22 protein-coding genes, 2 tRNA genes and 1 pseudogene are annotated in these 21,180 nt (G+C 71.1%); 11 read left to right on the top strand and 14 right to left on the bottom strand.

The window, feature by feature from the left end:
* Positions 1-231 precede the first annotated feature (231 nt).
* A complete protein-coding gene (locus tag AB0B29_RS37505; protein ID WP_362247211.1) occupies positions 232-1,497 on the bottom strand; it encodes a M6 family metalloprotease domain-containing protein in 1,266 nt (421 codons plus the stop codon).
* A gap of 307 nt (positions 1,498-1,804) precedes the next feature.
* Here AB0B29_RS37505 and AB0B29_RS37500 point away from each other — a divergent pair, with 307 nt between their 5' ends.
* The gene (locus AB0B29_RS37500; protein ID WP_362247209.1) at positions 1,805-3,670 is read left to right on the top strand and encodes a putative bifunctional diguanylate cyclase/phosphodiesterase; all 1,866 of its coding nucleotides are present in this window, start codon (positions 1,805-1,807) and stop codon (positions 3,668-3,670) included.
* Here the strand turns inward: AB0B29_RS37500 and AB0B29_RS37495 are convergent.
* From AB0B29_RS37495 to AB0B29_RS37480, 4 genes are all read right to left on the bottom strand, one after another.
* Entirely contained in the window at positions 3,640-4,758 is a 1,119-nt protein-coding gene (locus tag AB0B29_RS37495) for an LLM class flavin-dependent oxidoreductase (RefSeq protein WP_362247207.1), read from the bottom strand. The two genes, AB0B29_RS37500 and AB0B29_RS37495, sit on opposite strands and share 31 nt — an antisense overlap.
* 90 nt (positions 4,759-4,848) lie before the next feature.
* Positions 4,849-5,118, bottom strand: a complete 270-nt coding sequence (locus tag AB0B29_RS37490) for a hypothetical protein (protein WP_362247205.1) — start codon at positions 5,116-5,118, stop codon at positions 4,849-4,851.
* A 460-nt stretch (positions 5,119-5,578) separates the two neighbouring features.
* Positions 5,579-6,310, bottom strand: coding sequence for a maleate cis-trans isomerase family protein (locus AB0B29_RS37485; RefSeq protein ID WP_362247203.1), 732 nt, complete (start codon positions 6,308-6,310; stop codon positions 5,579-5,581).
* Positions 6,307-7,122, bottom strand: a complete 816-nt coding sequence (locus AB0B29_RS37480) for a maleate cis-trans isomerase family protein (RefSeq protein WP_362247201.1) — start codon at positions 7,120-7,122, stop codon at positions 6,307-6,309. The genes AB0B29_RS37485 and AB0B29_RS37480 overlap by 4 nt, the downstream gene beginning before the upstream one ends.
* Positions 7,123-7,319: 197 nt before the next feature.
* Between AB0B29_RS37480 and AB0B29_RS37475 the strand changes: the two genes are divergently transcribed.
* The gene (locus AB0B29_RS37475) at positions 7,320-8,267 is read left to right on the top strand and encodes a D-2-hydroxyacid dehydrogenase (RefSeq protein ID WP_362247199.1); all 948 of its coding nucleotides are present in this window, start codon (positions 7,320-7,322) and stop codon (positions 8,265-8,267) included.
* A 17-nt stretch (positions 8,268-8,284) separates the two neighbouring features.
* Complete coding sequence (locus AB0B29_RS37470; protein WP_362247197.1) at positions 8,285-9,700, top strand: amidase; 1,416 nt, start codon at positions 8,285-8,287, stop codon at positions 9,698-9,700.
* On the opposite strand, the gene AB0B29_RS37465 is transcribed toward AB0B29_RS37470, so the two are convergent.
* Positions 9,681-10,175: a DUF3830 family protein gene (locus tag AB0B29_RS37465; RefSeq protein WP_362247195.1), complete on the bottom strand. Its 495-nt coding sequence runs from the start codon at positions 10,173-10,175 to the stop codon at positions 9,681-9,683. The genes AB0B29_RS37470 and AB0B29_RS37465 overlap by 20 nt on opposite strands.
* A gap of 107 nt (positions 10,176-10,282) precedes the next feature.
* Here AB0B29_RS37465 and ehuB point away from each other — a divergent pair, with 107 nt between their 5' ends.
* The 6 genes from ehuB (at position 10,283) to AB0B29_RS37435 (ending at position 14,556) form a co-directional block, all read left to right on the top strand.
* On the top strand, positions 10,283-11,224 hold the full coding sequence (gene ehuB, locus AB0B29_RS37460; RefSeq protein WP_436845984.1) for an ectoine/hydroxyectoine ABC transporter substrate-binding protein EhuB: 942 nt from the start codon (positions 10,283-10,285) through the stop codon (positions 11,222-11,224).
* Positions 11,221-11,937 (top strand): ectoine/hydroxyectoine ABC transporter permease subunit EhuC, encoded by a 717-nt coding sequence (gene ehuC, locus AB0B29_RS37455; protein WP_362247191.1) that lies wholly within the window; start codon positions 11,221-11,223, stop codon positions 11,935-11,937. The genes ehuB and ehuC overlap by 4 nt, the downstream gene beginning before the upstream one ends.
* The gene (ehuD, locus tag AB0B29_RS37450) at positions 11,934-12,584 is read left to right on the top strand and encodes an ectoine/hydroxyectoine ABC transporter permease subunit EhuD (RefSeq protein WP_362247189.1); all 651 of its coding nucleotides are present in this window, start codon (positions 11,934-11,936) and stop codon (positions 12,582-12,584) included. Before ehuC ends, ehuD begins: the two co-directional genes overlap by 4 nt.
* Positions 12,574-13,371, top strand: a complete 798-nt coding sequence (gene ehuA / locus AB0B29_RS37445; RefSeq protein ID WP_362247187.1) for an ectoine/hydroxyectoine ABC transporter ATP-binding protein EhuA — start codon at positions 12,574-12,576, stop codon at positions 13,369-13,371. Before ehuD ends, ehuA begins: the two co-directional genes overlap by 11 nt.
* Positions 13,372-13,579: 208 nt before the next feature.
* Positions 13,580-14,338 (top strand): IclR family transcriptional regulator, encoded by a 759-nt coding sequence (locus tag AB0B29_RS37440; RefSeq protein ID WP_362247185.1) that lies wholly within the window; start codon positions 13,580-13,582, stop codon positions 14,336-14,338.
* A 144-nt stretch (positions 14,339-14,482) separates the two neighbouring features.
* Positions 14,483-14,556, top strand: a tRNA-Lys gene (locus AB0B29_RS37435).
* A 60-nt stretch (positions 14,557-14,616) separates the two neighbouring features.
* On the opposite strand, the gene AB0B29_RS37430 is transcribed toward AB0B29_RS37435, so the two are convergent.
* Entirely contained in the window at positions 14,617-14,838 is a 222-nt protein-coding gene (locus AB0B29_RS37430; protein ID WP_362247183.1) for a hypothetical protein, read from the bottom strand.
* A gap of 82 nt (positions 14,839-14,920) precedes the next feature.
* Here AB0B29_RS37430 and AB0B29_RS37425 point away from each other — a divergent pair, with 82 nt between their 5' ends.
* Positions 14,921-15,316 carry a hypothetical protein gene (locus AB0B29_RS37425; protein WP_355822719.1) on the top strand — a complete coding sequence of 132 codons (396 nt, stop codon included), beginning with the start codon at positions 14,921-14,923 and terminating at the stop codon, positions 15,314-15,316.
* On the opposite strand, the pseudogene AB0B29_RS37850 reads toward AB0B29_RS37425, so the two are convergent.
* From AB0B29_RS37850 to AB0B29_RS37395, 7 genes and pseudogenes are all read right to left on the bottom strand, one after another.
* A pseudogene (locus tag AB0B29_RS37850) lies at positions 15,291-15,413 on the bottom strand (DUF5063 domain-containing protein); the annotation flags it as partial. The gene AB0B29_RS37425 and the pseudogene AB0B29_RS37850 sit on opposite strands and share 26 nt — an antisense overlap.
* A gap of 54 nt (positions 15,414-15,467) precedes the next feature.
* Positions 15,468-16,397: a DMT family transporter gene (locus AB0B29_RS37420; RefSeq protein ID WP_436845983.1), complete on the bottom strand. Its 930-nt coding sequence runs from the start codon at positions 16,395-16,397 to the stop codon at positions 15,468-15,470.
* 326 nt (positions 16,398-16,723) lie between these two features.
* A complete protein-coding gene (locus AB0B29_RS37415) occupies positions 16,724-17,008 on the bottom strand; it encodes a Tn3 family transposase (protein WP_362247179.1) in 285 nt (94 codons plus the stop codon).
* A 51-nt stretch (positions 17,009-17,059) separates the two neighbouring features.
* On the bottom strand, positions 17,060-17,524 hold the full coding sequence (locus AB0B29_RS37410) for a DUF3592 domain-containing protein (RefSeq protein WP_362247177.1): 465 nt from the start codon (positions 17,522-17,524) through the stop codon (positions 17,060-17,062).
* 114 nt (positions 17,525-17,638) lie between these two features.
* A complete protein-coding gene (locus AB0B29_RS37405) occupies positions 17,639-18,244 on the bottom strand; it encodes a lytic polysaccharide monooxygenase auxiliary activity family 9 protein (protein WP_362247175.1) in 606 nt (201 codons plus the stop codon).
* Between the two features lie 101 nt (positions 18,245-18,345).
* Positions 18,346-19,467 (bottom strand): SPFH domain-containing protein, encoded by a 1,122-nt coding sequence (locus AB0B29_RS37400; protein WP_362247173.1) that lies wholly within the window; start codon positions 19,465-19,467, stop codon positions 18,346-18,348.
* A gap of 121 nt (positions 19,468-19,588) precedes the next feature.
* Positions 19,589-20,902, bottom strand: coding sequence for a peptidoglycan-binding protein (locus tag AB0B29_RS37395; protein WP_362247171.1), 1,314 nt, complete (start codon positions 20,900-20,902; stop codon positions 19,589-19,591).
* Positions 20,903-21,099: 197 nt separating this feature from the next.
* On the opposite strand from AB0B29_RS37395, the gene AB0B29_RS37390 reads away from it, so the two are divergent.
* Positions 21,100-21,173 (top strand) — tRNA-Lys (locus AB0B29_RS37390).
* Positions 21,174-21,180: the final 7 nt, after the last annotated feature.

Genomic DNA, 21,180 nt, shown 5'->3' with positions numbered 1-21,180 from the left:
ACGTCCGCCGGCGCGTCTAGCTCGTTTGTCTACCCCAGCTGACTCTTCTCCACGGGGTCCGGGGTTCGAGTCCCTGGCGGCGCACGTTGTCGATGGCGGCTCGTGTTCGCAGAAATCGCGAACACGAGCCGCCATCGTCGTTTCTGCGCGGCTTCGCCGCGCGCGGTGGGGGCTCAGCCACCCACACCCCCTCCACTCGGCGTCGCGGCACCCCTCTCAGCGCCCCACCCCTCAGCGCCCCACCGCGATCTTCACCGTCCACGCTCCCGAAGCCGTGCGCCCCTCCACCTTCACCCGCACTCCTTCTCCCGGCACCGTGAAGCTCTCCCCGATGCCGATCGGGGCGTCCGCGAGGGGTGGGTAGACGGAGTCCTCCCAGCACGCGTCGGTGTGCGGATGGGCGTCGATCACCTGGATGGGCCCGCTCCCGGACTGCGCCTCGCCCCGCACCCGGTACACCAGCACCCCCTGCCGGCACGCGGCCACGTCGTTGCCCACCGGCCCCCGCGCCTCGAAGGCGAGCACGCTGTCGAGCCCCGTCCGCACCACCGCGAGCTTGGTGCCCCGCCCGAGCCCGAAGGCCCGCGCCCCCGCGGCCCCCGTCACCGGCGTCCCCGGCCCCGCCGTCAGCGGCTCCAGGGTCAGCCGGGCGGACCCGGCGTCCTGCACGCACCGCACCTGCCGCGAGTCCAGCCAGCCCAGCTTCCACTTGTGCCAGGCGAAGAGGTCGGGCGCGAGGCCGAACTGGCTGCCCATCAGGTCCCAGTCGCCGACGTGCGTGTCCCAGTCGCCCTTGCCGTCGGCGGGCCGGTGGTACAGGTCGGGAAGGTCGAACACGTGCCCGGTCTCGTGGGCGAGGACGAGCCGGTCCGGCGGATGCTGCTCGAACACCGTGACGATCCGGGGCAGGTCGGTGCCGTCGGCCCGCAGCGGGCTCGTCAGGTTCACCACCTTGGTCGCGTCGGAGTCCACGCCGGGCGCGTCCGGGTCGGCGACGAAGTACACGACGTCGTAGCGCGAGAAGTCGACCCGGGGGTCGGCCGCGGAGAGGGCGTCGCGCAGGTAGGCGGCCCGGTGCGCGGGGCTCCAGTCCCGCTTTATGTCGTACGCGGTGGACGGCTTCGGCATCTGGATCCACTGCCGCAGCGCGTGCGGGCGCAGGGTGAAGCGGCCGTAGGAAGCCTGTTCGAAGAAGCGGGTGGTGGCCGGGAAATGGTCGGCGGTCAGTTCCTGCGGGGTGGTCAGCGGGTGGAAGTCCGGGAACGACAGGAAGACCATGACCGCGTCCAGGGACCGGGCCGGGCGCGGATAGGCGGCGTTCCAGGTGTCCAGGCCCTCCGAGTGGTGGGCGTCGGTCCGGGTCAGGGCGCAGGGCGCGGCCGAGTCGGGCCCGGCGGCCGAGGGGCCGGCGCCGAGGGAGGTGGCGGCGAGCGCCGACATGGTGGTGAACACGGCCGCGGTACTGCGCAGTCGGGCGCGCGGAAACGGACGCGGCACGGGTACCTCCGGGTACGGTTCGCGGGACACCGCACCCAGCCTGTGATGATTTGTAGTACTGCGTCCTGTTTGCCTGCACCGGTCGGGTGAAGGCGCCGAAAATTCGCGGAAGCCGACACCCCCGAAGCACTCACAGAACGTCACAACTGGTCGGGGGCCTGAAGAAGCCGTCCAGGTGTGCGCAGAAACGATCTGGCAGAAGGGCCGGTTGGCCGGGGAGACTGGACACCGGCTGGAAGGCCCTGGGGCCAGCCTCTATGATCGGCACACTTTCCTGACCTTTCCTGCACGGACAGAGATCGAATACATGCGGGAGCGAGCGGTGAGCGGAACCCCCGAAGGGCCGGCGCCCGCGGCAGACCTGGACCGGCCGGTCGTCACAGAGAGTGAGATCGACACGTCTCCCCGTACCGAGCCGCCGTCCCGGCAGCCCTACCGCTCGGTCTTCACGGCCGCCCCGCTCGCCATGGCGGTCGTGGACCGCGAGGGCACGGTCGTCAGCGCCAACGACGCGCTCGCCGTGCTGCTCGGCACCGGCCCGGACGGGGCGGTCGGGTCCGTCGCCGCCGACCTGGTCGACCTCACCTCCGACGCCCGCACCTGGCACGCCTACCGCGAGGTGCTGCGCGGCCGGCAGTCCCGGTTGCGCTGCACGCGCCGGCTGAAGCACCCCGACGGGCACTCGCTGTGGGTGCAGGTGACGGTCACCCCGCTGCCCGCCGAGGACAGCGGCGTCCTGCTGTCCGTCGCCGACATCAGCGCCCGCCGGGAACTCCAGGCCCGGCTACGGCACTTGCAGATGCATGACCCCGTGACCCGGCTGCCCAACCGCACACTGTTCTTCGAACGGCTGTCGGCCGCGCTGGAGGCGGAGTCCTACGAGCAGAGCGGCACGGGCCGGATCGGGCTGTGCTACCTGGACCTGGACGGCTTCAAGGCCATCAACGACACCCTCGGACACCGCGTCGGCGACCGGCTGCTGGCCGCCGTCGCCGAGCGCCTCATGCGCTGCGCGGACGAGGCGGGGCACTCACGGACCAGCATCCCGCTGGTGGCCCGGCTCGGCGGTGACGAGTTCGCACTGCTCGTCGAGGACTCCACGGGCACCGAACAGCTGGCCGAACTGGCCGAGTCCGCGCTGCGCGCGGTCCAGGACCCGTTCGACATCTCCGGGCAGCGGCTGTCGGTCTCGGCGTCGATCGGGGTCGTGGAGCGGCACGCCGCGGGCACCACCCCCACCGCGCTGATGCAGGCGGCCGACACCACGCTCTACTGGGCGAAGGCGGACGGCAAGGCCCGCTGGACGCTGTTCGACCCGGAGCGCAACGCCCACCGCATGACCCGCCAGGCCCTGGCCTCGACGCTCCGGCCGGCCATCGACCGTGGCGAGTTCCAGCTGGAGTACCAGCCACTGGTGGGCATGGAGGACGACCGGCTGCACGGGGTCGAAGCGCTCATCCGCTGGAATCATCCTCAGTTCGGCATACTGACGCCGAATCGGTTCATCGGACTGGCCGAGGAGGACGGTTCGATCGTCCCGCTGGGCCGCTGGGTGCTGCGTACGGCCTGCGAGCAGGCCCGGCGGTGGCAGCTGGACCACCCGGACGAGCCGCCGATCTTCGTCAGCGTGAACGTGGCGGTGCGGCAGGTCTGGGACTCCGACCTGGTGGCCGACGTGGCGCAGACGCTGGACGGGACGGGCCTCGCGCCGCACCTGCTCCAGCTGGAGCTGACCGAGTCGGCCGTGATGGGCTCGGCGGGGCGCCCGCTGCAGACCCTGAAGGCGCTCAGCGACATGGGGGTGCGGATCGCCATCGACGACTTCGGCACCGGCTACTCGAACCTCGCGTACCTGAGCCGGCTGCCGGTGTCGGTGCTCAAGCTGGACGGATCGTTCGTGCGCGGCTTCCAGTACGACGACCGGGAGGCGGCCGCCCGCGCGAACCCGGCCGACGCGGTCGTCGTCGAGGCGATGATCCAGCTCGCGCACCGGCTCGGGCTGACCGTCACGGCCGAGTGCGTCGAGACCTCGGCGCAGGCGACCCGGCTGCGCAGCATCGGCTGCGACACCGGACAGGGCTGGCTCTACTCCCGCCCGGTGCCGCCGGACCGCATCTCCGAGCTGCTGGGCACGCCGGACGTTCAGGCCGAGGCGGGCGTCGGCAACCCGTAGGCGTCCGCGATGAGTTCGTAGGAGCGTACGCGGACGTCGCCGCCGTGCGCGTTGGCCGTGATCATCAGCTCGTCGGCGCCGGTGCGCTTGGCGAGGTCGTCCAGGCCGGAGCGGACCTCGTCCGGGGTGCCGTGGATGACGTTGGCGTTCCAGGAGTCGACGAACTCGCGCTCCATGGGGCTGAACTCGTAGGCCTCCGCCTCCTCCGGGGTGGGCACGAGGCCGGGGCGGCCGGTGCGCAGCCGGACCATGCTGAGGGCGGCGGACAGCACCTGCCGGCGGGCCTCCCGCTCCTCGTCGGCGGCGAACGCGGAGACGCCGATGAGGGCGTACGGCTCGTCGAGCACGGCGGACGGCTGGAAGGACTCCCGGTACAGGTCCAGGGCCGGGACGGTGTTCTGCGCCGAGAAGTGGTGCGCGAAGGCGAAGGGCAGGCCGAGGACACCGGCCAGCCGGGCGCTGAAGCCGGAGGAGCCGAGCAGCCAGAGCGGTGGGCGGTGCGGGGACTGGACGCCGCCGGGGGACGTGGCCTGGACCGGGCCGGGGACCGCGTGGATACGGCGGTAGGGATGGCCGTCGGGGAAGTCGTCGTCGAGGAAGCGGGTCAGCTCGGCGAGCTGCTGGGGGAAGTCGTCGGCGCCCTCGTTCAGCCGTTCCGTGCGGCGCAGGGCGGCGGCCGTGGCCCCGTCCGTGCCGGGGGCGCGGCCGAGCCCGAGGTCGATCCGGCCCGGGGCCATGGCCTCGAGCGTCCCGAACTGCTCGGCGATCACGAGCGGGGCGTGATTGGGCAGCATCACGCCGCCCGAGCCGAGCCGGATGCGGTCGGTGTGGGCGGCGAGGTGGGCCAGGATCACGGCCGGGGAGGAGGAGGCCACGCCCGGCATGGAGTGGTGTTCGGCGACCCAGTAGCGGTGGAAGCCGCGGTTCTCCGCGAGACGGACCAGGTCGACGCTGGTGCGCAGGGCGTCGGAGGCGGTGCGGCCCGCCCCCACGGTGACCAGGTCCAGTACGGACAGGGGGACGGGGGCGCTGCCCTGTACGGCGCCGCGTATCCCGTCCGCCGTGTCGCGTGTCTCGTCTGCCGCCACGGGGTGTGCCTCCTGCTGTGGGCCGTGTGCTGTCGTTCAGGCCCTAACAGGGGACTGTCTCCGGTTATTCCCCGGCGGCGCGGCCGGAGGTCAGGCGGCCCGCTCCCAATCGCTGCGCACGCTGTCGTGCGGAGGCGGGCGGTCGGCCTTCTCCCGGGCTCGCAGAACGGCCCACGCGAGGGCCGAGGCGCATACGAGCCACCAGGGCAGCGGCCACACGGATCCCCACCAGCGGACCCGGGGATCGAGGAAGGCGTCCACGGCGGAGGAGGCCATGGCCGCGGCCAGGCTCCAGCACAGCAGGCGCCCGGCCAGCTGGACAGCGCTTGCAGAGGATCTGAAAGGGCCCGGTTCGGCCATCGGGAGTCCTTCACGGCACGACTGGCTGCGGACGAGGTCAGTGTGCCCGGAACGGACGACGGAGAGGGAACGCGCTTTCGGTCAATCCATGTTTCGTGTGATGTGGCGGAGTTGAGCGTTCCTCGGCACCTGGTGGGTCATTGGAGGGCCTATGCCCCGATCTGCACCGACGAAGGGGTGGGACCGATTCCGGCCCCCATGGAGAGCGCGTTCGAGGGCACGGCCCCCTTTTTTTTCAGCCGCACCCCGGGCACTCGGGCTGCATGACGACTCGGGCCGCTCGTCGCCGATTCCGCGCTGCGGGTGCTTCTGTGGCGTCACGCGAGGAGGGAACGTCCATGAGCGGGAACAGGGCCGGCCTGCGTGATCGCCTGCGCGCCCCCGGAACGCGGGCCGTGACCGGTGATCTCCTCGTCGCCCGTGACGGGTGCCGCGGGCGACGAGGATCAGGCCTCGGGGCTCACGCCTGGACGATCGGCTCCCGGGTGAAGAGGGCTCCCAGCTCCGGCGCGTTCACCCGGCGGTCCGCCAGGCGCAGGCCCTCCCAGACCGTGACCTGGTTGGCGGTGAGGACCGGCTTGCCGAGTTCCTTCTCCAGGGCCTGGATGTGGGCGGCCGTGTGGAGGGCCGTGTCGGGCAGGAGGAGCACCTCGGCGTCGGGGTGGTCGGAGTTGCGGGCCAGGGCGAGGAGTTCGGCCTCACCCCATGTGCCGACCTCGGCGGCCGTGATGATGCCGGAGCTGCTGACCGACACCACCTCCACGCCGGCCGTGCCCAGGAACTCCTCGAAGAGCCGCGCCACGTCCTCCGGGTACGTCGCACCGATCGCGACCCGGCGCGCCCCCAGCTCCCGCACCGCGTGCGCGAACGCGAAGGACGTGGACGAGGCGGGCATGCCGGCCGTCTGGGCCAGGGCGCGGACCTGCTCCTGCGCGCCGTCCCAGCCGTAGACGAAGCTGCCGCTCGTGCAGGCCCACACCACCGCGTCGGCACCGGCGTGCCGCAGTTCCTGGACACCCGCCGCGAGCCGCCCGGCGGAGCCCATCTCGAGCAGCGCGTCCACCCGGTGTGCGTCCTCACCGATGTCGGTGTGCACCAGGTCCACCCGGATGTCGCTGCCCAGCAACTGCTCGATGCGCGGGTAGTCGTCCTCGGCGGAGTGGCCCGGGTAGAGAAATCCCAGTGCTGTCATGTCCAGCCTTCCTGCTGCTGCTCTTCTTCCGGCAGTACGGGACCGGGGTCCGCCCCCGGCGCTGTGGGACCGGAACGCGCCGCCGGATTGATCAGCGCTTGGTACGGCCCCACCGCACGGGTACCCAGTCGGCGCAGTGCCGCCCACATCGTCACTTGGTTGGCCGAGATCACGGGGATGCGCAGCTCGGCCTCCAACTGGGGGATCACGTCGTACGTGGGCAGGTTGGTGCAGCTGATGAACAGCGCGTCCGCGTCGCCGCGGACGGCCTGCCGGGCCATGTCGACCACCTCCCGGTAGGGGACCTTCCAGATGTGCCGGGTCAGCCCCATGAAGGCACAGCCGGAGATCGTCACACCGGCCTGGGCGACGTAGGCCTCCAGCGACTGCGTCACGGAGACCGTGTACGGCGTCACCAGCGCCACCCGGCGCACGTCCAGCTCCACCAGCGCCTCCAGCAGCGCGCCCGAGGTGGTGATCGCCGGTACGGCACCGGCCCGGCTCATCGCCTCGCACATCGCCCGCTCACCCATCATGCCGCCGACGAAGCTGCCCGACGTGCAGGCGTAGGCCACGACCTCGGGGGCGATGGCGTTGAGCGTGCGGACCGCCTCGCTCAGCGTCTCGTGCTCACTGACCAGCCGCGCCAGGTCGAGACTCACCTCCACCGGCACGAACGGTGTTCGGGTCATATGGAGGGAGACGTCGTCCGGCACCCAGCGCCACAGTTCGCGGTCGAGTGCGAAGTCGAAGGGGGCGACGACGCCGACCCCGCGCTGCGGGCTGGGCCCGCCGAGAAATGAGACGTCCATGGCAGGCACCGGCCTCACGCTGGGCAACTAGTGTGCAACGGATCGTGGGAACGCCCGTGTTGACGACGGTAGGTTCGGGTGCGAGCGTGGTCAATCCGCCCGGATCACTCCTTGGTCAACACCGGGTTAACTCGTCGTCACCGGCGGCCGCAGCAAGGCCGTCCGGCCCCGCCGCACGGCTGGAGAAACGGCTGCTCATGCCCACCCCCACGCTCCTCGTCCTGGACGCCGAACCCCTCCCCCGTCTCGGCCGCCTCACCGGCCACGCCCGTATCGAACACACCGACGCGGCGCATCTGGCCGAGCGCCTCCCGCGTGCGGATGTACTCCTCGTGTGGGACTTCGCCTCGCGCGCCGTGCGGGACGCGTGGCCGGGCGAGGGTCCCCGGCCACGCTGGGTGCATACGGCGAGCGCCGGTGTGGACCATCTGATGTGTCCGGAACTCGCCGCCTCCGACACGGTGGTGACGAACGCGCGCGGCATCTTCGACCAGCCGATCGCGGAGTACGTCGCCGCGCTCGTCCTGGCGATGGCCAAGGACCTGCCGAGGACGCTGGAGCTCCAGCGGGAGCGGACCTGGCGGCACCGCGAGTCGCACCGGATCGCCGGGAGCCGGGCCGTGGTGGTCGGGTCGGGGCCGATCGGCCGGGCGATCGCGCGCACACTGGGGGCGCTGGACATCACCACCGCGCTCGTGGGCCGTGCCGCGCGCTCCGGGGTGCACGGCCCCGAGGACCTGGACCGGCTGCTGGCCCGCGCCGACTGGGTGATCGCGGCGGCACCGCTCACGGACGAGACGCACGGGATGTTCGACGCCCGCCGCTTCGGCCTGATGCAGCCGTCCGCCCGGTTCGTCAACATCGGCCGCGGCCAGCTCGTCGTCGAGGACGCACTCGCCGAGGCCCTGGGCAAACGCTGGATCGCAGGCGCCGCCCTGGACGTCTTCGAGGCCGAACCCCTGCCCTCCGACAGCCCGTTGTGGCAGGCGCCGGACCTGATCGTGTCCCCCCACATGAGCGGCGACACCATCGGCTGGCGTGACGAACTCGGCGCCCAGTTCGTGGAGTTGTTCGAACAGTGGTCGGCCGGGAAGCCACTGAGGAACGTGGTCGACAAGCAGCGTGGGTACGTACCTGGTCACTGACGTTCCTTGGAGGGTGGATGTCCGAGCTCACCGACCTGACCGCCGTACGGCTTCTCGACGGGTACCGCAAGGGCGAGTGGAGTCCTGTGGAGGTGACGCGGGCGGTGCTGGAGCGGGCCGAGGGGATCCAGCCGGAGGTGAACGCCTTCGTCCGGCTGACCGCGGAAGAGGCCCTGGAGCAGGCCCGGGAGTCCGGGGAGCGATGGCGGCGCGGTGAGCCACGCGGGCTGCTGGACGGGGTGCCGGTCACCGTCAAGGACATCCTGCTGCAGCGCGGGGCGCCGACCCTGCGCGGGTCGAGGGCCGTGGATCCGGCGGGGCGCTGGGACGAGGACGCGCCGTCGGTGGCCCGGCTGCGCGAGCACGGGGCGGTCTTCATCGGCAAGACGACGACGCCCGAGTTCGGCTGGAAGGGCGTGACGGACTCGCCGCTCAGTGGGATCACCCGCAACCCGTACGACCCCTCGCGCACGGCGGGCGGGTCGAGCGGCGGCAGCGCCGCGGCGGTGGCGCTGGGCGCGGGACCGCTGTCGCTGGGCACGGACGGCGGCGGCAGTGTGCGGATCCCGGCGTCGTTCTGCGGGATCTTCGCGCTGAAGCCGACGTACGGGAGGGTGCCGCTCTACCCGGCGAGCGCGTTCGGCACGCTGGCGCACGTCGGGCCGATGACGCGGGACGCGGCGGACGCGGCGCTGATGATGGACGTCATCGGTCATCCGGACTCGCGCGACTGGTCGGCGCTGTCCGCCCCGGCCGGTCCGTACACCGACTCTCTCGCGGGCGGGGCCGGGGTGCGCGGGCTGCGGGTGGCGTACTCGCCGACGCTGGGCGGGCAGGTGTCGGTGCGGCCCGAGGTCGCGCGGGTGGTGCGGCGGGCGGTGGAGCGGCTGGCGGAACTCGGCGCGTACGTCACGGAGACCGACCCGGACCTCACCGACCCGGTGGAGGCCTTCCACACCCTGTGGTTCAGCGGGGCGGCCCGGGTGACGCAGCACCTGGGCCCGCACCAGCGGGAGTTGCTGGACCCGGGGCTGCGGGAGATCTGCGCGCGGGGTGCCCGGTACTCGGCGCTGGAGTATCTGGCCGCGGTGGACGTCCGGATGGACCTGGGCCGCCGGATGGGCCGCTTCCACGACACCTACGACCTGCTCGTCACGCCGACCATGCCGATCACGGCCTTCGAGGCGGGCACCGAGGTACCGAAGGGTTCCGGCCATCGGCGGTGGACGGGTTGGACCCCGTTCACCTACCCGTTCAACATGACGCAGCAGCCGGCGGCGAGCGTGCCGGTCGGCTCGGACGCGGACGGTCTGCCGGTCGGTCTGCAGCTCGTGGCCGCCCGGCACCGGGACGATCTGGTGCTGCGGGCGGCCCACGCGCTGTTCGAGGCGGGGGTGGCCTCCGGCGGCCGGTCTACGCCCTCCGGAAGCTGAGCGACTCCCCTGCCGCTCCCGACCTCCACAGGTCGTTGCACGCCTCGGCCATGGCTTCCAGGCCGTCGACGACCTGGCCCCAGACGATGCCGGGGACCCAGCCGACATCGCCGTTCAGCAGCAGGTTGTTGCGCTCGTAGAACAGGGCCAGGTCGACGAGCGTGGTCCCGGCGCGGACCTCACGGTCGTAGCCGTACGCCTTGGTCCCCAGCTCCGCCCCGGCGAAGGTGAAATAACACAGATCGCCGGGGATGGGGGTGATGGTCGGATTTTCCAGGGGTGGTTCGGTTGCGGCGAAGGGTGGGAAAAGGGCGTAGATCTCGTTGCGTGCGTACTTCGCGTGGTAGACGTCGCCGGCCAGCGGAAGGGAATCCCAGACGGCCGCGCAGGTGATCGGCGCGCGGTCGTCCAGCAGCCTGGCGGTGCAGGTCACGTCGCGCTTGACCAGCGAGACTTCGATGTAGCGATCAGCCATGCCCTCCATGGGAGTGCCCGACGCCGCTGCGGTCAAGGGCGCACGGGGAGAGTGCGGGGCTTGAAAAGACCGGCATAACTCGACAGCGGTCGGGTAGCCGCGCGCCCATGGCTCCACCACAGAGAAGCCCACTCAGAAGCAGACTGCGAAGTCCCGAACCCATATCCGGGCCCGTCTCCGGGCCCACGCGCCGGTCGCTGCTCGCGGGGGTGGCGGCGCTCGGCGCACTGGGCGCCGCCGGATGCAGCAGGGTCGCCACCGCGTCGGACACCGAGGGCGGTGATCTGCTCGGCCGGCTCCGGGCGGCGGGCGTCGTCCGTCTCGGCATCGCAGGCGAGATCCCGTTCGGCTTCATCGACAAGAACGGCGAACTGACCGGTGAGGCGCCGGAACTGGCCAAGGTGATCTTCAAGCGGCTCGGCGTCGACCGGGTGCAGCCCGTGCCGACCGAGTTCGGTTCGCTCATCCCGGGCCTGAACTCCCAGCAGTTCGACGTCGTGGCCGCCGGGATGTACGTCAACCCCGAGCGCTGCGAGCAGGTCATCTTCGCCGACCCCGACTACCAGATGCTCGACGCGTTCATCGTGCGCAAGGGCAACCCGAAGGGCCTGCACAGCTACAAGGACGTCGTCGGGAAGAAGGCGAAGTTCGCCACCGGGACCGGCTACGCCGAGATCCAGTACGCCGTGGACGCCGGGTACAAGGAGAGCGACATCCTCATCGTCCCGGACCAGGTGGCGGGGCTGAACGCCGTCGAGGCGGGGCGCGTGGACGTGTTCGCGGGCACGGCGCTCACCGTGCGCGAGGTGGTGAAGAAGTCCGCCAAGGCGGAGGCCACCGATCCGTTCAAGCCGATCGTCGACGGCAAGCCGCACGTCGACGGCGGCGCCTTCGCGTTCCGGCCGACCGAGACGAAGCTGCGTGACGCCTTCAACGTCGAGCTGCGGCGGCTCAAGAAGAGCGGCGAACTGCTCCGCATCCTCAGGCCGTTCGGTTTCACCGAGTCCGAGATGACGGATCTGACCGCGAAGGAGCTCTGCGGCGGATGACCTCGGGACTCTGGGAACTCGTACTCAAGGGCGTCTGGGTCACGGTCCAGCTGCTCGTCTGCAGCGCCCTGCTGGGCGCCGCGGTGTCCTTCGTCGTCGGCGTGGCGCGCACCCACCGGCTGTGGATCGTCCGCTTCCTCGCGGGCGTCTACACCGAGGTCTTCCGCGGCACGTCGGCGCTGGTGATGATCTTCTGGGTGTACTTCGTGCTGCCCATCGCCTTCGGCTGGCAGCTGGTGCCGCTGTGGGCGGGCACCCTCGCGCTCGGCCTGACCTACGGGGCGTACGGCTCCGAGATCGTGCGCGGCGCGCTGAACGCGGTCGACCCGGCGCAGAAGGAGGGCGGGATCGCGCTCAGCTTCACGCCCTGGCAGCGGCTGCGGCTGATCCTGCTGCCGCAGGCGGTGCCGGAGATGATCCCGCCGTTCTCCAACCTGCTGGTCGAACTCCTCAAGGGCACCGCCCTGGTGTCCATCATGGGCATGGGTGACCTGGCGTTCAGCGGCAACCTGGTGCGGCTCGCGCTCCAGGAGAGCGCGGAGATCTACACGATCGTGCTGCTGATCTACTTCGTGATCGCCTTCGCACTGACCCGCGGCATGCGCGGCCTGGAGCGCAAGCTCAAGGCCGGCACCGGCAAGCCGGTCGGGAGCACGCCCGACCAGGAGCTGGACCGTCCGCAGACCACCGGGGTCGGAGGTGCTGTCGCATGAAGTGGGACTGGAGCGCTGTCAGCGGTTTCATGCCGTACTTCTGGGACGGTCTGCTGGTCACCGTGCAGATCCTGGCCCTCGGTTCGCTGATCTCGTTCGCGCTGGGTCTGGTGTGGGCGCTGCTGATGCGGGTGCCCTCGCGCTGGGTGACCTGGCCGGTCGGCGTGGTCACGGAGTTCGTCCGCAACACCCCGCTGCTGGTGCAGCTGTTCTTCCTCTTCTACGTGCTGCCCGAGTGGGGTCTGACCTTCTCGGCGCTGGCCACCGGTGTCTTCGCGATCGGGCTGCACTACTCGACGTACACGATGCAGGTCTACCGGGCCGGCATCGAAGCCGTGCCGGTCGGCCAGTGGGAGGCGGCGACGGCGCTGAACCTGCCGCTGCGCCGGACGTGGACCGCGGTGATCCTGCCGCAGGCGGTGCGCCGGGTCGTGCCGGCGCTCGGCAACTACGTCATCTCCATGCTCAAGGACACGCCGATGGTCATGGCGATCACCGTGCTGGAGATGCTCGGCCGGGCGCGCCTGTACTCGCAGGAGCACTTCCAGTTCACCGAGCCGCTGACGGTGATCGGCGTGGCCTTCATCGTCATGTCCTACCTGGCTTCCCTTGCCCTGCGAGCCCTGGAGCGACGCCTTGCCCACTGACACTCTCCCCCAGCCCGAGACCGATCCGGAGAAGGACCCCGCCCGGAGCGCGGGCGAGCTGATCCGGCTGGAGCAGGTCACCAAGCGGTTCGGGAACAACACCGTCCTGGACCACCTGGACTTCTCGGTCGACGCCGGCAAGCACGTCACCCTGATCGGGCCGTCCGGGTCCGGCAAGACGACGATCCTGCGGCTGCTGATGACCCTGCTCAAGCCCGACGAGGGCACGATCACGGTCGACGGGCAGCAGCTGTTCCCGGCCTCCGACAAGCAGGTCCGCGAGGTCCGCAAGAAGATCGGGATGGTGTTCCAGCAGTTCAACCTGTTCCCGAACATGACGGTCCTGCGGAACATCACCGAGGCGCCGGTCACGGTCCTCGGCCTGTCGAAGGACGAGGCGGTGGAGCGGGCCAAGGGCCTGCTCGACATGGTGGGCCTGGCCGACAAGTGCGACGCGCACCCGGCCCAGCTCTCCGGCGGCCAGCAGCAGCGGGTGGCGATCGCCCGGGCCCTGGCGATGCGCCCGCAGGTGCTGCTGCTGGACGAGGTGACCTCCGCGCTCGACCCCGAGCTGGTCGCGGGAGTCCTCGACGTCCTCAGGGACATCGCCCGCTCCACGGACATCACGATGCTCTGTGTGACCCACGAGATGAATTTCGCCCGGGACATCTCCGACCAGGTACTGATGTTCGACCACGGCCGGATCATCGAGTCGGGCACACCGGAAAAGATCTTCAGTGAGCCGGAACTGGACCGGACACGGGAGTTCCTCAGCGCAGTGCTGTGACTACAGCCGGTGAGCAGGCGGAATGCCCGGCTCGCCGGTCGGGACGGGACTGGGGCATGCCTCTGGCACATGCCGGGGTGTCATCGCCCCAGTCCGGGGCCCCCGGAATCTTGTCAACCCCCGCTCCCCGCAAGCCCATTGCCGGTTAACCTGGAAGAGGTTCACTGACCGGATTACGGCCCTACAGCAAGCGCAGGGGGAGACCACCGTGGCGCTGAAGCACGAGCCGACCACCCCGTACCACTCGGCCCAGGAAGCCCTGCGCGTCCTGGAGACGGTGGCGCGCGGTACCAGCGGTGTCACCGACGCCGAGATAGCACTGCGCACCGGTATCGCACCGGAGCGGCTGACCGCGCTCCTGCGCATGCTGCGCCGCGAGGGCTACATCGAGCAGATCTCCGACGGCGCCCACGTCACCGGCGAGACCCTGGCCCGCCTCGGCTCCGCCCACCACCGCGAGCAGGCCCTGCGCGACAAGCTCCAGCGCACCCTGGACCGGCTGCGGGACTCGGTCGGCGCCGCCGTCTACATGAGCCGGTACGTCGACGGCGAGATCAGCATCACCCAGTACGCCGACAGCCCGTCGACGCCCGCGGTCAACGAGTGGGTCGACTTCCGCTCCTCGGCCCACGCCACCGCCATCGGCAAGAGCCTGCTCACCCAGCTCGACCACGCCGGGCGCCGCGACCACCTGGCCCGGCACAAGATGGCCCGCCTCACCTCGCGCACCATCACCAGCGACCGGCTCCTGCTCTCCCGCCTGGAGGCGCAACCGCCCACCGTGCCCGTCCTGGACCTCCAGGAGTACGCGATCGGCACGGTCTGCGCGGCCGTCCCGATCACAGCCGGCTCCTCCGTCGGCTGCCTGGCCCTGTCCCTCCCGGTCGAGCACGCCCACCGCCTGCGCCAGGCCGCGGACGCCCTCAACCGCCACGCGGCACCGGTACTGCTCTCCATGGCGATCTGAGGCCTGTCGCCACCGGCTTCGGATCATGTCGTCGGCGCGGGTCACCGGCCGCGTGCGGGGTGGTCCGGAGCACCCCCCGGCATTGGGTAGTATTTTCCTCGTCGCCCGCCGCGGAACACGATTCCGACGGCAGGCGAGAGTCATGCGCCGCTAGCTCAGTTGGTTAGAGCAGCTGACTCTTAATCAGCGGGTCCGGGGTTCGAGTCCCTGGCGGCGCACGGATGAGGGGCCTCTCGTGGGAGCGAGGGGCCCCTCAGCGCGTCTCCGGTCCCCGTCGGTCAGCCGGCGGTACGCCCGCTCCCCTGGCGGCCGCCACCCCACCGGGCCGGCGCACCACACACCCTCTCGCGCAGCTCCGCCCGGCGGATCTCGTTCGACGCCGACACCGGCAGGTGCTCCACCACCCGGTCGGTGTCGCGGTAGAAGAGGTCGCCCGTCCAGTACCAGCCTTCCCCACTCCAAGCGCTGTCCCATAAATGATCTACGTTCCACGTTTCCACCCTGACATCTGTCAGGTACCCGCCCAGCAACGCCCCCTGGTAGGCATGTCACATGTCAAACAGAGCCAGGAAGGGAACCGCTATGAGGAACAAGCTCCGCAACCTGCTGGCCGTGGCCGCCGTCGCCGCTGCGACCGGCACCACCGTGCTCACGGGCGCGACCGGCGCCTCCGCCGCCGCTCAGGCGGACTGGGCCGGCTGCCCGGACGGCAACGTCTGCATCTACGCCGAGGGCCGCTACAGCAACATCGGCGCCGGAGACATCACCAACAAGTACTTCCGCTACGGCACCTACAACCTGTCGAACCAGGTCAACCAGCACTGGGTCCTGAACAACCAGAACGGCCCGTTCGAGGACGCGTACGTGAAGCTGTGCACCGGTTACAACGGCACCGGCGACTGCAGCAAAGTGCTGGGTCCCGGCTACGGGGAGTACCTGAACCTGACCCCGATCAACTCGATCGTCCTGTACCGGTAATTCCCAGCGGTCCGGCGATCTCCTCCGCCATCACCCGGCCCGCCTCGAACTCCAGCGTCGAGGCGCTTGCCATCCCCGACAGCAGAGGTCGGTTCAACGGCGGGCGACGGCCTCAACGGCCGCCGCCCGCCTTGTGCATGGTGCTTGGGCGTCAGTCCTTTGTCTGCGTGGCCGGATGCGACGTGCGCTGACCGTGGTCAGCATCTGGACCGGACGCCCTCCGGGAGGCCGCTCGGCCGACCCCCTCGTCGGCGGCGAGGAAGACAACGGCGAACAGCAGAAGGGCCGTGCCGGTCAGGACGATCGCGTTGAGCCGCTCACCGAAGACCAGGACGCCGATGACCGCCGCGGTGAGCGGCTCAACCAGAGCGACCACGGATGCCGTGGTCGCCCGTACGACGCCGAGGCCGGCGAAGAACAACGTATACGCCAGCGCCGTCGGCACCGCCCCCAGGTAGAGGATCAGGCCCAAGGTCCATGCCGGACGCTCCATTGCGGGCAGCAAGCCCTCCAGCAGAGCCATCGGCAGAAGGCAGACCGTGCCCACCGCGAAGCCGGTCACCGTGGACTCGAACGCGCCCCCGGTGTTCTTTCGGCCGGAGAAGCGGCCCAGCAGAGTCACGCCCGCGTAGCCGACTGCGGAGAGTAGCCCGTATCCGATGCCCAGGAGGGGAGCCGGGCCGGTGCTCCCGTCTGCGCCTCCCATCAGCAGCACCAGGCCGGCAACGCCGCTCGCCACTGCGGCGGTTCCGGCGACGCCGGTGCGCTCGCCCAGCGCGAGCCGGGCTCCGACGGCGACCAGTACCGGACCCGAGCCCAGGGTCACCACCGTGGCCACGGTCAGCCCGGCCTGCTGCACGGAGGCGAAGTAGGCCGTCTGGTACACCGCCAGTCCGAAGCCCGTGATCAGGGTTCGCCGCGGGTTCGCCGCGCACGTTGCGCGCAGCGACAGCGCCGTCTCCGGCCGCCGGGATCGTCGGACCAGGTGAGCTGCCAGAAGCAGCCCGAGCCCGCTGAGGAACCGCCAGAAGGAAACGGAGATGGGGCCGATTCCGCCGACGTCGTACAGTTCGGCGGCCACTGCGCCACCAGTGCCCCATGCTGTGGCCGCGATCGCGACGTAGAGAACACCCTGCCGAACGGGCAGGGCAGAAGAGGACTGCAACTGAGATCTCCTCGATTGATTGCCATCACGATGTCTCCGTGGGCAACCCGCGCAGCCACCCCGGTAACCCCGGGACGGCTCTGCATGACTGCCCGCCTTAAGCGGCGGGCGGCGGAGGCGTCAGAAACAGCTGCATGTGATCACCCTACCCGGCAGGGGACAGGCGTCCCGGCATGGGCTGGGACCTGTCCACCGCTCGGGGTCAGGTCCCCTCGTGTGACCTGCGCGTTCTTCGAGCACCGTCAGAGGCCATCCGCAGGAAGGCGAAGCGCGCTGTCGTACGGGCCGGGCGGAATGTGGAGGGTGGCGGTGTCGTAGTCGCCGAAGCGCAGCACGTTGTCCCTGCGGTGCGGGCTGGGCGCGGCGATGTCGTCGGGGCTCGGCTCCCAGCCCTGTACGGCCATCTGGCGCAGGGTGTCGGTCATGTCGACGGTGGTGGAGAAGATGATGCTGTTGGCCATCAGGTCGAGGAACTCGACGGTCTTCTTCGACTGCCGCCTCAAAGGCGACCGCGTCCACCACGCCATGCTGAGTCCACGGGCACGCACGGTAGTTGACGCGGCGTCAGAAGGGGAGGGTCACGGCTGCGAGAAGTCGCCCACGGCGGAGAACATCGCGTACGTCACCACCATGAAGCCGACGGCGAAGAGGATGAACGTGCCGAGGAAGGCGAGCAGGCATCCCGTGCCCGCGACGAGCTTCCCCCGGGCCGGGGGCCTGGCCGTGGCGTGCTCCGGGCGGTCCGCCGGGTAGTGCACGGTGACGATGTCGCCCTCGAGGGTCGTCCCCGGCCCGCCCTGCTCCTCGAAGCGGACGCCGCGGCCGTCGCGCGTGGTGAACGCGTACACGTGGTGCACAGTGGTGCGCACCGAGCTGTCGCCGCCCCCGCTCGTCGTGGTGTACGTCCGCAGACAGCGGGCCTCGGCGGTCAGGCCGCTGTTCCAGGCGCGGCTGATCCGCAGGGAGCGGCGGATCACCGCGGCCACGGCACAGGAAGCGAGCGCGATCATGAGCGCGGGCACGATGTAGAACAAGATCTCCATGAGCTCCCCCGAGGCCCTGGGCGGCCTTCGAGCGGCCGGCGTGGGAGGAACCTACCCGCGCCGGCCGCAGCGGTGACTCAAGAGAAGCTCAGAGGTTTTCAGGTTCCGAAGGGGTCAGAAGGTCACGTCCGAGCAGGCGTAGAACGCGTTCGCCGTGTCGGCGATCGTCCACACGGCGACGATGACGTGCCGGCCGCTGAGCCCGGTCGGCAGCCTGCCGCTGTGGGAGAGCGTGGACGGCGGGCGCTGCCCGTTGTACGGCACCGTGAAGAACGGCGTGAGGTTGAGGTCGGACCGGGCCAGGTTGTGGTTCTGGTTCCAGCCCGGCTTGGTGACGTAGTACTTGAAGTCGGTCGTGGCGTGCATGGCCGTGAACTGCCAGCGGAACGTGTAGTTCTGGCCGCCCGTCACCTTGGTGGCGGGCCAGGCGCCGCCCGACGGGGTGCGTGGTGCACTGAGCTGGCCGAACTGGCCGAGGCCGGCGTTGCAGATCTGCCCGTCGGCGGGGCCGGAGACCGGGAAGCCCTTCGGGCCCTCGACGCTCTGCGGCTCCCACTGGATGGATCCGCAGTTGGTCACGGTGCCGTTCTGGCAGAGCTTCTGCCGGCTGATGGGGAGGTCGGTGTAGCCGTGGCCGCTGGCACCGCCGGAGGAGAGCACGAGAGCTCCGGTCGTGGCCAGTCCCACCGCGGCTGCGGACATCTTGGTCCTGGTACGCATGCTGCCGCTCCTGGAGAACGTGGGGGAGGTTCAGTGAGCCGTGCGTGTAGGTCTAGACCAAGTTCGAGACTATGGGCGATGGTTGAACATGTCCATCCCCATCACGGGGCCGTTTCTCCCCGGCCGGCGCAGAACGCCACCGTCAGGTCCTTCACCAGCACCTTCCGCTCGTAGTCGTCGAGTTCGACCAGCCCCCGCATGGTCAGCCGGGTCACGGTGTCCTCCACCGAGTCCACGACCGAGGTCAGCACGCTCGCCCGGTGCCGGGCGTCCAGCTGCGCGATCCGGCGGCGGTGCATCGCGGCGGCGATCTCGGGGGCGTACTCCACGCGCACCGGCTGCACGGAGAACACCTCCAGGCCGACCGGGGCCGCGTCCGCCGCCACCAGCCGGGTCAGCGCCTCGGCCGCCGCCTCCCCCGGGCCCCGCGGCCCACCCGGCATCTCCACCGGCACCCGGGCCAGCGCCGCCTCCACGCACTCGCGCAGATACGTCTCGTGGTCCTCGACGCCCAGCATGGCCCGGGCGGTGTCGCGCACCCGCCACACCACCAGCACGACCACCCGCAGCGCGGTTCCGCTCCCGTCGGCCGCGGGCACGGGCTCGCTGCGCCAGTGCCGCAGCCGTACGTCCACCCGGCGGCGCAGCAGCAGCGGGTTGACCCACAGCAGGCCGGAGCGCCGGACGGTCCCCCGGTAACGGCCGAACAGGTCCAGCACCCAGGCGCGCCCGGTGCGGCCCCTGGCCAGCCCGCCCAGCCCGAACAGCCCGAGCGCACCGGCCCCGGCGTACGCGGCCCACTGCGCGGGGCCGAGCCCGGCCCCGGCGTACGCGGGCAGCCGCAGCGCCTCCAGCGCGAGCGGCGGCAACACCCCGGCCCACCAGGAGGTGGCCACGCACCCGGCCGCGCCACAGGCCCCGGCCAGTACGCCCGCCGCGCCGGGCAGCACCCGTGCGGGCCGCTCCGCCAGGTCCGGATCGACCTCCGGCACCGGGCGCTTCGGGGCGTCCGCCGGGCGTCTGAGCCGCGGCTGCTCCCCCGTGCCCTGTCTGCGGCCGACGACCGCCGGCCGCACCGGCACCGGGGCGGGGTCGGGATCGTCGCGGAACAGCAGGTGGACGGGGATCTCGGTGGTGGCCTCGTTCTGGATGAGCCGGGCGGGCCGGGCCGGTCCGTCGGCCGGCCCGTCGGACTCGGACGTGTGGGAAGTGGTCGTACTCATGCGTGCCTCCAGCCTCCGCGCCAGATGCGTCACAACGGTGGTCCCGGATGCAGGGCCCTCGATCGAGGGCGCGACCGGGATTCGGGGCCCACCCGCGGGGGGCCTGGGGACCGTGAGGTCCTTACTGAGCAAAGAGGCGCCGCCAGGTCTCCGGACCCGGGTAGCCGTCGGCCGCCCCGCCCCGCCAGCCCTGGCTGCGCTGGAAGGCCTCGACACCGCGCCGGTCCGCCTCGCCCCAGACCGGCCCCGGCCCGGTCCGGTAGAACCTGCCGAACCCCTTCCGTACGAGCTGCTCGCCCAGCCGGGTGACGTAGGCGTTGTTCGCGCCGGGCCGGAACATCGCCCGCCCGGGGTAGCCGCGGACCCCGTGGGAGGCCGGCTGGTCGACCGCCCCGTCCTTCACGTCCTGGCCCTGGGCCGTGACCAGCAGCTCCCAGGTGCGCGGGTCGGGCAGCCCGCCGGCTTCCGCGCCGGTCCAGCCCTGGGCCAGCTGGAACGCCCGGGTCGCCCGCCGGTCGGCGTCGGTCCAGCGCGGCCCCGGGCCCGACGCGTACGCGCCGCCGGCCCCGCGCGCGACGAGCATGCGGCCGAGCTGCGTGACGAACTCGTTGTTCGCTCCGGGGCCGAAATACACCTCTCCCGGGTAGGGCGTGGCGGCCGGGGCGCCCGCCTGGCCGCCGTCCTTCCCGGGCACCGGCTCCTGCGCGGTGACGCCCTTGTAGCGGTAGGGCACGTACCGGTCGGAGTTGGTCCGATAGGCGTACGGGGTGGACTGCCTGCGGGTGTGCGGCGGGGTCTGCTCGTACGCGGTGTAGGAGGTGTGTGCGCTGTTCGTCCAGCCGCCGAAAATGGTGACATGCGAGCCTTTCTCGGGGTCGGACGCATTGTGGAACAGCAGAATGTCGCCCGGCTGGAGTTCCTCCTTGGAAATCTTCTCCCCGTATGCCGCGAGGCTGCCCGTCCATTCGTTCCGCGGCAGCCGCCAGGCCATGGAGACATAGCCGGAGCAGTCCTGCCGGTAACCGTCGGACCAATAGGCGCTCATGCTGTACGGCACCTTCGCCGCGACCCAGGTCTTGGCCCTGCTGATGATCTCCGAGCGAGTGATGGCGGTGACCTCCGGGGCGGCGGAGGACTCCGTCTGACGGCCTGGGGAACCATGCAGCGGGGACGTGACCCCCTGAGGGGTCTCGGGCTCGTCACCTGCGGGATCGCCCGGGCGGTGCGGGGCGTGCGACACCGCCGCGGCCGGTACGGTGTGGCCCGCGCCGAGGGCGGCGGAGGCCACGGCGGCCAGGGCGAGAGCGCGGTGCGCCGCCGGGTGGGCGCCGGCACGGCCGGTCCAGGAATGCGGGAGGGCGCGGCGCCAGTGGACGCAGCCCGGGCAGTCGCAGTCGCTCTCGGGGTCGATTTCCTCGAATACCGGCGACTCCATGCGATTCCCCTCACACTTCCGGCGGAAAATGCGGCGCCCGGGCACCGGAGGGCGCGCGTGGCCAGTCTCGCAACTGTCTTCCGTACGCGCATGCTGACGGTCCGAATGATGTAATCGGCCGCCTTGCCGGGACCCGCTGCCCCCGGACCGTGGTCAGGAGCACCTCTCGACGTCCTGTAGGGTTACGACGTCAGCAGGCGCCGCTAGCTCAGTTGGTTAGAGCAGCTGACTCTTAATCAGCGGGTCCGGGGTTCGAGTCCCTGGCGGCGCACGTTGTC

It is taken from the genome of Streptomyces tibetensis (assembly GCF_040647715.1).
Classification (GTDB): Bacteria; Actinomycetota; Actinomycetes; order Streptomycetales; family Streptomycetaceae; genus Streptomyces; species Streptomyces tibetensis_A.
This window is presented reverse-complemented; position numbering and strand designations above follow the sequence as displayed.

What these genes read in the sequence shown, in the direction of transcription:
- AB0B29_RS37475 (WP_362247199.1), top strand. Translation starts at nt 7,320, where the DNA reads ATGCCCACCCCCACGCTCCTCGTCCTGGACGCCGAACCCCTCCCCCGT.
- AB0B29_RS37470 (WP_362247197.1), top strand. Translation starts at nt 8,285, where the DNA reads ATGTCCGAGCTCACCGACCTGACCGCCGTACGGCTTCTCGACGGGTAC.
- AB0B29_RS37395 (WP_362247171.1), bottom strand. Translation starts at nt 20,902, where the DNA reads ATGGAGTCGCCGGTATTCGAGGAAATCGACCCCGAGAGCGACTGCGAC.
- AB0B29_RS37405 (WP_362247175.1), bottom strand. Translation starts at nt 18,244, where the DNA reads ATGCGTACCAGGACCAAGATGTCCGCAGCCGCGGTGGGACTGGCCACG.
- ehuC (WP_362247191.1), top strand. Translation starts at nt 11,221, where the DNA reads ATGACCTCGGGACTCTGGGAACTCGTACTCAAGGGCGTCTGGGTCACG.
- AB0B29_RS37415 (WP_362247179.1), bottom strand. Translation starts at nt 17,008, where the DNA reads ATGGCGTGGTGGACGCGGTCGCCTTTGAGGCGGCAGTCGAAGAAGACC.
- AB0B29_RS37465 (WP_362247195.1), bottom strand. Translation starts at nt 10,175, where the DNA reads ATGGCTGATCGCTACATCGAAGTCTCGCTGGTCAAGCGCGACGTGACC.
- AB0B29_RS37410 (WP_362247177.1), bottom strand. Translation starts at nt 17,524, where the DNA reads ATGGAGATCTTGTTCTACATCGTGCCCGCGCTCATGATCGCGCTCGCT.
- AB0B29_RS37425 (WP_355822719.1), top strand. Translation starts at nt 14,921, where the DNA reads ATGAGGAACAAGCTCCGCAACCTGCTGGCCGTGGCCGCCGTCGCCGCT.
- ehuD (WP_362247189.1), top strand. Translation starts at nt 11,934, where the DNA reads ATGAAGTGGGACTGGAGCGCTGTCAGCGGTTTCATGCCGTACTTCTGG.
- AB0B29_RS37400 (WP_362247173.1), bottom strand. Translation starts at nt 19,467, where the DNA reads ATGAGTACGACCACTTCCCACACGTCCGAGTCCGACGGGCCGGCCGAC.
- AB0B29_RS37500 (WP_362247209.1), top strand. Translation starts at nt 1,805, where the DNA reads ATGCGGGAGCGAGCGGTGAGCGGAACCCCCGAAGGGCCGGCGCCCGCG.
- AB0B29_RS37480 (WP_362247201.1), bottom strand. Translation starts at nt 7,122, where the DNA reads ATGGACGTCTCATTTCTCGGCGGGCCCAGCCCGCAGCGCGGGGTCGGC.
- AB0B29_RS37490 (WP_362247205.1), bottom strand. Translation starts at nt 5,118, where the DNA reads ATGGCCGAACCGGGCCCTTTCAGATCCTCTGCAAGCGCTGTCCAGCTG.
- ehuB (WP_436845984.1), top strand. Translation starts at nt 10,283, where the DNA reads ATGGCTCCACCACAGAGAAGCCCACTCAGAAGCAGACTGCGAAGTCCC.
- AB0B29_RS37485 (WP_362247203.1), bottom strand. Translation starts at nt 6,310, where the DNA reads ATGACAGCACTGGGATTTCTCTACCCGGGCCACTCCGCCGAGGACGAC.